At 31.6% G+C, this 9,242-nt stretch carries 6 protein-coding genes; all 6 read left to right on the top strand.

Annotation, left to right across the window (positions count from 1 at the left end; genetic code table 11):
* Nucleotides 1-275: 275 nt before the first annotated feature.
* The 6 genes from CD135_RS04335 (at nt 276) to polA (ending at nt 9,224) form a co-directional block, all read left to right on the top strand.
* On the top strand, nt 276-1,394 hold the full coding sequence (locus tag CD135_RS04335; protein ID WP_016999314.1) for a citrate synthase: 1,119 nt from the start codon (nt 276-278) through the stop codon (nt 1,392-1,394).
* Between the two features lie 49 nt (nt 1,395-1,443).
* Complete coding sequence (gene icd, locus CD135_RS04330; protein WP_016999313.1) at nt 1,444-2,712, top strand: NADP-dependent isocitrate dehydrogenase; 1,269 nt, start codon at nt 1,444-1,446, stop codon at nt 2,710-2,712.
* A gap of 59 nt (nt 2,713-2,771) precedes the next feature.
* Entirely contained in the window at nt 2,772-3,704 is a 933-nt protein-coding gene (mdh, locus tag CD135_RS04325; protein WP_103268887.1) for a malate dehydrogenase, read from the top strand.
* 295 nt (nt 3,705-3,999) lie between these two features.
* The gene (locus CD135_RS04320; RefSeq protein WP_016999311.1) at nt 4,000-4,710 is read left to right on the top strand and encodes a response regulator transcription factor; all 711 of its coding nucleotides are present in this window, start codon (nt 4,000-4,002) and stop codon (nt 4,708-4,710) included.
* Complete coding sequence (gene pnpS, locus CD135_RS04315) at nt 4,703-6,409, top strand: two-component system histidine kinase PnpS (protein ID WP_064211082.1); 1,707 nt, start codon at nt 4,703-4,705, stop codon at nt 6,407-6,409. The genes CD135_RS04320 and pnpS overlap by 8 nt, the downstream gene beginning before the upstream one ends.
* A 190-nt stretch (nt 6,410-6,599) precedes the next feature.
* On the top strand, nt 6,600-9,224 hold the full coding sequence (gene polA / locus CD135_RS04310) for a DNA polymerase I (protein WP_103268886.1): 2,625 nt from the start codon (nt 6,600-6,602) through the stop codon (nt 9,222-9,224).
* The last annotated feature ends 18 nt before the right edge of the window (nt 9,225-9,242 follow it).

Here is a 9,242-nt window from a genome sequence, read left to right as displayed (position 1 = left end):
GATTAAAGAGGAGTAACGTATATATCTGATAACTTTTATAAGAATTAAAAGTGTTCAAAACCTTTATAACACTTGGTTCAAAGCTTATCGTCTAAAAGTTATATGAAAATTGTATTTTCAATAATTTTACACTTACCCTAATTTATTTAACGATATTAATTAACTTTTTAAAAGTTTAAAAGGTGTTCGCATTCACAAAATGGCTTAAATTATATATAATGTATATGAAAACCATTACATACATGGGCAATTATTTAGTAAGGGGGATAAACAATATGGCACAAGTAGCAAAAGGACTAGAAGGTATTATTGCTTCTGAAACAAAAATTAGTTCTATTATAGATAATCAACTAACTTATGCTGGTTATGATATAGATGACTTAACAGAAAATGCATTATTTGAAGAGGTAATGTTTTTACTGTGGAATCTAAGATTACCAAATAAAGAAGAACTAGAAGACTTAAAAGAAAAATTATTGCATTATATGACTTTAAACCCGAGAATGTACTCACATTTTGAAGATTATGCAACGGATAAAGTACATCCGATGACAGGTTTACGTACGTCATTATCATACTTAGCTCATTTTGATCCACAAGCTGAAGTGTTTGATGATGAAACAAATTATGAACGTGCGATAAGAATTCAAGCAAAAGTAGCTTCATTAGTAACTTCTTTCTCAAGAGTTAGAAATGGTAAAGAAGTTGTTAAACCTAAAAAGGAATTAAGCTATGCAGGTAACTTCTTGTACATGTTAAGAGGGGAAGTTCCTAGCGACGTAGAAATTGAAGGATTTAATAAAGCATTAATTTTACATGCAGATCATGAATTTAATGCATCAACATTTACAGCTAGGGTAGCAGTTTCAACATTATCAGATATGTATTCAGGTGTAACAGCAGCAGCTGGAGCTTTAAAAGGTCCATTGCATGGTGGCGCTAATGAGCAAGTTATGAAAATGTTGACTGAAATTGGAACTGTTGATAAGACAGATAGTTATATTAAAGAAAAAATCGAAAATAAAGAAAAAATTATGGGATTCGGTCACAGAGTATATAAAAATGGTGACCCAAGAGCTAAGTACTTAAAAGAAATGAGTCGTCGTATCACTGATGAAACTGGTCAAAAAGAGTTATTCGAAATTTCATTACGTATTGCAGAAATAATGAAAGAAGAAAAAGGTTTATTACCTAATGTTGATTTCTTTAGTGCAACTGTTTACCATAGCATGGGTATAGACCATGATTTATTCACACCGATATTTGCAGTAAGCCGTATGGCAGGTTGGACCGCTCATATTCTAGAACAATATAGAGAAAATAGAATTATGAGACCAAGAGCTGAATATACAGGTGAACGTAATCGTAAGTATGAACCAATTGAAAATAGATAGTTTTATAAATATAATATAAATAAACATATTTAAATGGAGGAATCATATAATGACAGCAGAAAAAATTACAACAAATCAAGGCGTTTTAAATGTTCCGAATAATCCTATTGTTCCGTATATTATCGGAGACGGTATTGGTCCAGATATCTGGAATGCAGCAAGTAAAGTATTAGATGCAGCTGTAGAAAAAGCTTATAATGGCGAAAAGAAAATTGAATGGAAAGAAGTATTAGCTGGTCAAAAGGCTTACGATGAAACAGGCGAGTGGTTACCTGCTGAGACTTTAGATACAATTAGAGAATATTTAATTGCCATTAAAGGTCCTTTAACTACACCAATTGGTGGAGGTATTCGCTCATTAAACGTTGCTTTACGTCAAGAATTAGATTTATTTACTTGCCTAAGACCTGTACGTTGGTTTAAAGGTGTTCCTTCACCGGTAAAACGTCCTGAAGATACAGATATGGTTATTTTCCGTGAAAATACAGAAGACATTTATGCTGGTATCGAATTCCAAGAGGGTTCTGATGATGCTAAAAAGGTTATTGATTTCTTACAAAATGAAATGGGTGCTAAAAATATTAGATTCCCTGAAACTTCAGGAATTGGTATTAAACCTGTTTCTAAAGAAGGTACTGAAAGATTAGTTAGAGCAGCGATTAACTACGCGTTTGATAACAATCGTCGCAACGTTACATTAGTTCACAAAGGTAACATTATGAAGTTTACTGAAGGTGCGTTCAAACAATGGGGATATGATTTAGCTGAACGTGAATTTGGTGACCGTGTATTCACTTGGCAACAATACGATAAAATCGTTGAAGAAGAAGGTAAAGATGCTGCGAACAAAGCACAATCTGATGCAGAAGCTGAAGGTAAATTAATCATTAAAGATTCAATCGCAGATATTTTCTTACAACAAATTTTAACGCGCCCTGCTGAATTTGATGTTGTAGCTACAATGAACTTAAATGGTGACTATGTTTCAGATGCTTTAGCAGCACAAGTTGGCGGAATTGGTATTGCACCAGGAGCTAACATCAACTATGAAACTGGTCATGCAATCTTTGAAGCTACACATGGTACTGCACCAAAATATGCTGGTTTAGATAAAGTGAATCCTTCATCAGTATTATTAAGTGGTGTTCTATTATTAGAACATATTGGTTGGCAAGAAGCTGCAGATAAAATTACACAATCTGTAGAAGCGACTATTGCATCTAAAGTAGTAACATATGACTTTGCTCGTTTAATGGAAGGCGCAACTGAAGTTAAATCTTCAGAATTCGCTGATGAATTAGTTAAAAATTTACCATAATGTGATTAATTGAGGGGGGTTATATATAACCTCCCTTTTATTTTAAGGAGATGTAATTTATGACAAGAAAAAAAGTATCAATTATTGGCGCCGGCTTTACAGGTGCTACAGCAGCTTTTGTAGCAGCACAAAAAGAATTAGGGGATATTGTATTAGTTGATATACCTCAATCTGAAGACCCTACTAAAGGTAAAGCATTAGACATAGCTGAAAGCGCACCAGTACTTGGGTTTGATTCTAAAGTTATTGGGACATCAAACTATGAAGATACAAAAGACTCTGACGTTGTAATTATTACAGCGGGTATAGCTAGAAAACCTGGTATGTCGAGAGATGATTTAGTACAAACAAACCAAAAAGTCATGAAATCAGTTACTGAACAAATAGTTAAATATTCACCTAATGCAATTATTTTAGTTTTAACAAATCCTGTTGACGCTATGACGTACACTGTATATAAAACATCAGGATTTCCTAAAGAGAGAGTTATTGGTCAATCGGGTGTATTAGATACAGCTAGGTTCAGAACATTCGTTGCAGAAGAATTAGACTTGTCTGTTAAAGATGTAACAGGTTTTGTACTTGGTGGTCATGGGGATACTATGGTTCCCTTAATTAGATACTCAGCAGCTGGTGGAGTTCCATTAGAAAAATTGCTTTCAGAAGAAAAAATTAATGCAATTGTAGATCGTACAAGAAAAGGTGGGGCTGAAATTGTTAACCTTCTAGGAAATGGATCTGCTTATTACGCTCCTGGAGCTGCATTAATTGAAATGACGGAATCTATTTTGAAAGATCAAAAACGCGTATTACCTTCTATTGCTTATTTAGAAGGCGAATATGGGTATGAGGATATCTATTTAGGTGTACCAACTGTGCTAGGTAGTAATGGTATAGAAAAAATTATTGAATTAGATTTAACAAATGAAGAAAAAGAATTATTAGATGAATCTGCAGAAGCAGTTAAATCAGTTAAAGAAGTGTTACAATAGGAATAATATAGTTAAAGTACTGGCTGGGACATAAATAAATGTCTCAGCTTCATTCATTGCAAGACAGTATCTGATTAGGTATTAAAACGTGCTTAAATCAAGCTTTTTCATACTTAGTCATTTTTAATGGGGGTGGGACTACGAAATTTTTGAAAATGAGATTTTTGTCCTACTCCCTATTTTATTAGCTTAATTGTTAATACAGTGTTAACTTTTTGTAAAGTTCTCTAAATACGTATTATTTTTTTAATAATTTACGTTATAATTATGTTAAATCGCTTAAGGAGGTTCTTGCATGTCACAAAAAGTATTGGTAGTAGACGATGAACAATCAATCGTCACTTTGCTTAAATATAATATAGAACAAGCGGGTTACCAAGTTATTGTAGCCTATGATGGTGTCCAAGCATTAGAGAAAGTCAACGAAGAAAAACCGGATTTAGTGGTTTTAGATGTCATGTTACCTGAAATGGATGGTATTGAAGTATGTAAAACAATACGTTCAGATAAAAATCAAGTTCCTATTTTAATGTTAACAGCAAAAGATGATGAATTTGATAGAGTATTAGGTTTAGAACTAGGTGCAGATGATTACATGACAAAGCCATTTTCTCCAAGAGAAGTGGTAGCAAGAGTTAAAGCAATTTTAAGACGAGTTAGCCAAATCGAATCTAGTCAATTAGATGAAGATGAAGATATTATATTAGGTTCAATTCGAATACGTCCAGATTATTTTGAAGTTTATCGAAATGACGAGCTTTTAGAATTAACACCGAAAGAATTCGAATTATTACTATATTTAATCGAAAGACAAGGCCGTGTGATTACTAGAGAACATATGCTGAATTCAGTATGGAATTATGAATTTGCAGGAGATTCACGTATTGTAGATGTACATATAAGTCATTTAAGAGATAAGCTTGAAGAAAACCCTAAACAGCCTCAGTTTATAAAAACGGTGAGAGGCTTAGGTTATAAGTTAGAAAGACCAAAAAATAATGATTAAGTTTTATAATAAGCTTTTAATTATACTTACAACAGTTACCGTTGTAAGTTTTCTTATATTAGGGTTTTTCCTACATAATTCAAGTTATGATCTAATATCTAAGCAAGAAGATAAACAAATGAAAAACGATTCTAGAAAGATTTACGATATTGCCAAACAACATCCAGAAGATTTGGATAATATATTAAATGTATTTGTACAAGATGTTTTAGTCATGAAGAATAATAAAGAATTATATAGTTCTCAAAATCAAGGGACTAAAATTTTTGATGATGAAAAAGATGATGCCATTAAAGAAGCTAGAAAATTCGATGAATCATTTAAACTTAATAAAGAAAAAAGTGAATTAATTTCTGCTAAAAAATATGGTGAATATACGATTGTTTTAGCAAAAGAATCTGAAACTATAGCAATTATTCAAAAAGATATTTGGCAATACTTGTTAATCGTCTTATTATTTACTTTACCACTTATTTATTTCGTAGTTAGATACATCAATACTTCTTACATCTATCCTATAAAAGAAGTAACATATGCTACTAAACTATTAGCTTCTGGTAAGTATAGAGTAAGAGTTCCAGAAAGTAATGTTAAAGAAACGAAAGACTTATTCATTAACACTAATGAGCTCGCTAGAACGCTAGACGATTTAAATAATGAGCAGAAACTCCAAAGAAATAGATTAGAAACGACATTAGAAAACATTCCAAGTGCAACGTTGATGATCGATAGAGATGGTTATATTGTTATAGCTAATAAAACTTATCATGATTTATTTGATAGAGTTGGGAATGCAGAAGGGCAATTGTTTAAAGATGTTATGCCTAATCAAGAAATCAGCCAAATGATGAACGAAGCTTTGAAGTTAGAACAACCTTTATTTGAGCAAATTGAATTGTATATTAACAATGTTCATAATAAATTTTTCGAAGTATCTACTATACCAGTCCTATCAAGACGTAAGAAAAATCTTTTAGGTCTCGTAGTAGTAATGCATGATATTACAAAATTGAAAAAATTAGAACATATGCGCAAAGACTTTGTTGCAAATGTATCTCACGAACTGAGGACACCTATAACTTCTATTAAAGGATTTGCTGAAACTTTATTAGATGGTGCTAAAGATGATCCAGAATCTTTAGATATGTTTTTAAATATCATTCTTGAAGAATCAAACAGGATACAATCATTAGTACAAGACTTGTTAGATTTATCTAAAATTGAACAAAGTAATAAAATTCCAAAAGAACGTATTTCTTTAACTGAAATAGGAGAGCATTGTATACAAACTGTAAGTAATGCAGCACATAAAAAAGATATTGAATTGATAGGTAATATCGATAATGATGTATATGCACTTGGAGATAAAGATAAAATCACTCAAGTTCTTATTAATTTGTTAACGAATGCCATTAGTTACTCTTCGCCATCTAGTGAAGTTGTTTTAACAATTAAAAATGAAACAGACGGACAAATTATTTCTGTTAAAGACAATGGTATAGGTATTTCTGAAGAAGAGCATGCTCGTATATTTGAACGCTTTTATAGAGTTGATAAAGCAAGAAGTAGAGATTCTGGAGGTACTGGCTTAGGACTGTCTATTACAAAACATATTATAGAAGCACATAATGGTGTAATTAAAGTAGAATCTAAAGTAGGCGAGGGCTCTAATTTTATAGTTAAATTATTTAATGAATAATCTTCATATAATCTTTACAATAAATTCACACTAGTTTCATGGTTTATAGATAGAATGAATCTAGACCCCTTCATTTTGATGATTGAGCAAGATACTTCGGTATCTTGCTTTTTTATTTTATGCGAAACAATCTAAATATGGACTTATATATGATAAAATGAAATCAATATAATGATGGAGGTATCTCACATTGGAAAAATTGGTACTTATAGACGGAAATAGTTTATCATTTAGAGCTTTTTTTGCATTGCCTCTTTTAACTAATAAAGCGGGCGTATACACAAATGCAATTTATGGTTTCACAATGATTTTAGATAAAATAATAAAAGAAGAACAACCGACTCATTTTATGGTTGCATTTGATGCTGGAAAAACAACATTTAGAAATAACATGTATAGTGAATACAAAGGTGGACGTGAAAAAACGCCGGATGAATTACGTAGCCAATTGCCATATATTCGTCAATTAGTTGAAAGTTATAATATTAAACACTATGAACTTGAAAATTATGAAGCGGACGATATTATCGGTACGCTATCAAAACAAGCTGATAATCAAAATTTAAAAACTATAATTATAACTGGCGATCGTGATTTAACACAATTAGCTAGCGAAAACGTAACAATTTATTACACTAAAAAAGGTGTGACAGATATTGATCACTATACACCTGAATTCATCGCTGAAAAGTATGATGGAATAGTACCAAATCAAATTATTGATATGAAAGGTCTTATGGGAGATAAATCAGATAATATACCAGGTGTCCCTGGTATTGGTGAAAAGACTGCTATCAAGTTATTGAAACAATTTGAAACAGTTGAGGGCGTTTACGAAAATATAGATGAATTAAAAAAATCTAAAATGAAAGAAAAGCTAATTGAAAATGAAGAAAATGCAAAATTAAGTAAAGATTTAGCGACGATTAATAGAGATAGCCCTATAGAAGTAACGATAGATGATTTAAAATTAACAGACTATAGCGATGAAGAGAAAATTAAACTATTCAAAACTTTAGAATTTAAACAATTGTTAGATCAAATGGATGCAAGTACAGAAGCTTCAGATGATCGTGTTATTGAATATATAGATAGTATGGATGATTTTGATTTTAAAAATACAAAAGAAGCGTCCATACATTTTGAGACGAATGAAAACAATTATCTAAAAGCAGACGTTCTAGGTTTCGCTATTCAAACGGAAAATCAGGTATTTGTGATAACAGAAGAAGAATTTAAACAAAATAAAGATTTACATGAATGGTTAGAACGAGAAGAGGTATCGTTGTCTGCTTATGACGTTAAAAAGACTATTGTATTATCACATAGATTAGGTGTAAAAATTAAAGGTGTTACATTTGATACAATGTTAGCGAGTTATATATTAGATCCTTCTAGAACAATAGATGATGTATATTCAGTCGTGTCTGAATTTGGAATTTATTACGTGCCTAATGACGAAAGCATCTATGGAAAAGGCAAAAAGTTACACGTGCCAGAAAGAGACGTTTTATTTGAATGTATCGCAAAAAAAGTGACTGCGATTTCAGAATCAAAAGAAAAAATGATTGACCTATTAAAAGAAAGAGAACAACTTTCATTACACGATGATTTAGAGTTGCCACTAGCGACAGTTTTAGCTGATATGGAGAGGTTTGGTATAACAGTTGATAAGGATACTTTAGTAAATATGCAAGAAGATTTAAATTCAAGACTTGAGAAATTAATTGAACAAATTCATAATTATGCGGGTTCTGAATTCAATATTAATTCACCTAAGCAACTTGGTGTAGTATTATTTGAAGATTTAAAATTACCAATCATTAAAAAGACTAAGACTGGCTATTCAACAGCAGTAGATGTGTTAGAACAATTACGAAATGAACATCCTATAATTGAAGATATTTTAGTTTATAGACAATTATCTAAATTGCAATCTACTTACATTGAAGGCCTACAAAAAATGATTACACCTGAAGGGAAGATTCATACGCGATTTAACCAAACATTGGCACAAACTGGTCGCTTAAGTTCTGTTGAACCTAACTTGCAAAACATACCGATTCGATTAGAAGAAGGTCGTAAAATTAGAAAAGCATTTAGACCAAGTAAGAAAGACCATGTTATTTTTGCAGCTGACTATTCTCAAATTGAGTTACGGGTATTGGCACATATTACAGGGGACGAACATATGAAAGAAGCATTTACATCTAATGAAGATATTCATACGAAAACTGCAATGCGTGTTTTCAACATAGATAGTAAAGACGAAATTACTGGAAATATGAGAAGACAAGCTAAAGCTGTTAACTTTGGTATCGTTTATGGAATCAGTGATTATGGGTTGAGTCAAAGTTTAGGTATTACGAGAAAAGAAGCTAAGAAATTTATCGATGACTATTTAGATAGTTTCCCTAAAGTAAAAGAATATATGGATACAATAGTGCAAGATGCAAAACAAAAAGGATACGTAGAAACACTTCTTCATAGAAGACGATATACGCCTGATATTACAAATAGAAACTTTAATTTAAGAAGCTTTGCAGAAAGAACAGCTATGAATACACCTATACAAGGTAGTGCAGCTGATATCATCAAACTTGCAATGGTTCAGTTTGCTCATAAAATTAAAGATACAAACTTTAATGCAAAATTATTATTACAAGTACACGATGAATTAATATTTGAAGTGCCAAATGATGAAATAGATGAATTCAGTCCATTTGTAGAGGAAATCATGGATAATGCGCTTGAACTGAGCGTACCATTAAGTGTTGAATCAAGTTATGGAGACACATGGTATGATGCAAAATAATGAAGAGAAAGAAGACTG

Origin of the sequence: Mammaliicoccus lentus, from assembly GCF_002902755.1 — a bacterium.
Lineage (GTDB): Bacteria > Bacillota > Bacilli > Staphylococcales > Staphylococcaceae > Mammaliicoccus > Mammaliicoccus lentus.
Note: the sequence above shows the minus strand (reverse complement) of the source record. Positions and strands in the feature narration are given on the sequence as shown.

Excerpts from the sequence above, each read along its gene's own strand:
- CD135_RS04335 (WP_016999314.1), top strand. The coding sequence starts at position 276 with ATGGCACAAGTAGCAAAAGGACTAGAAGGTATTATTGCTTCTGAAACA.
- icd (WP_016999313.1), top strand. The coding sequence starts at position 1,444 with ATGACAGCAGAAAAAATTACAACAAATCAAGGCGTTTTAAATGTTCCG.
- mdh (WP_103268887.1), top strand. The coding sequence starts at position 2,772 with ATGACAAGAAAAAAAGTATCAATTATTGGCGCCGGCTTTACAGGTGCT.
- CD135_RS04320 (WP_016999311.1), top strand. The coding sequence starts at position 4,000 with ATGTCACAAAAAGTATTGGTAGTAGACGATGAACAATCAATCGTCACT.
- pnpS (WP_064211082.1), top strand. The coding sequence starts at position 4,703 with ATGATTAAGTTTTATAATAAGCTTTTAATTATACTTACAACAGTTACC.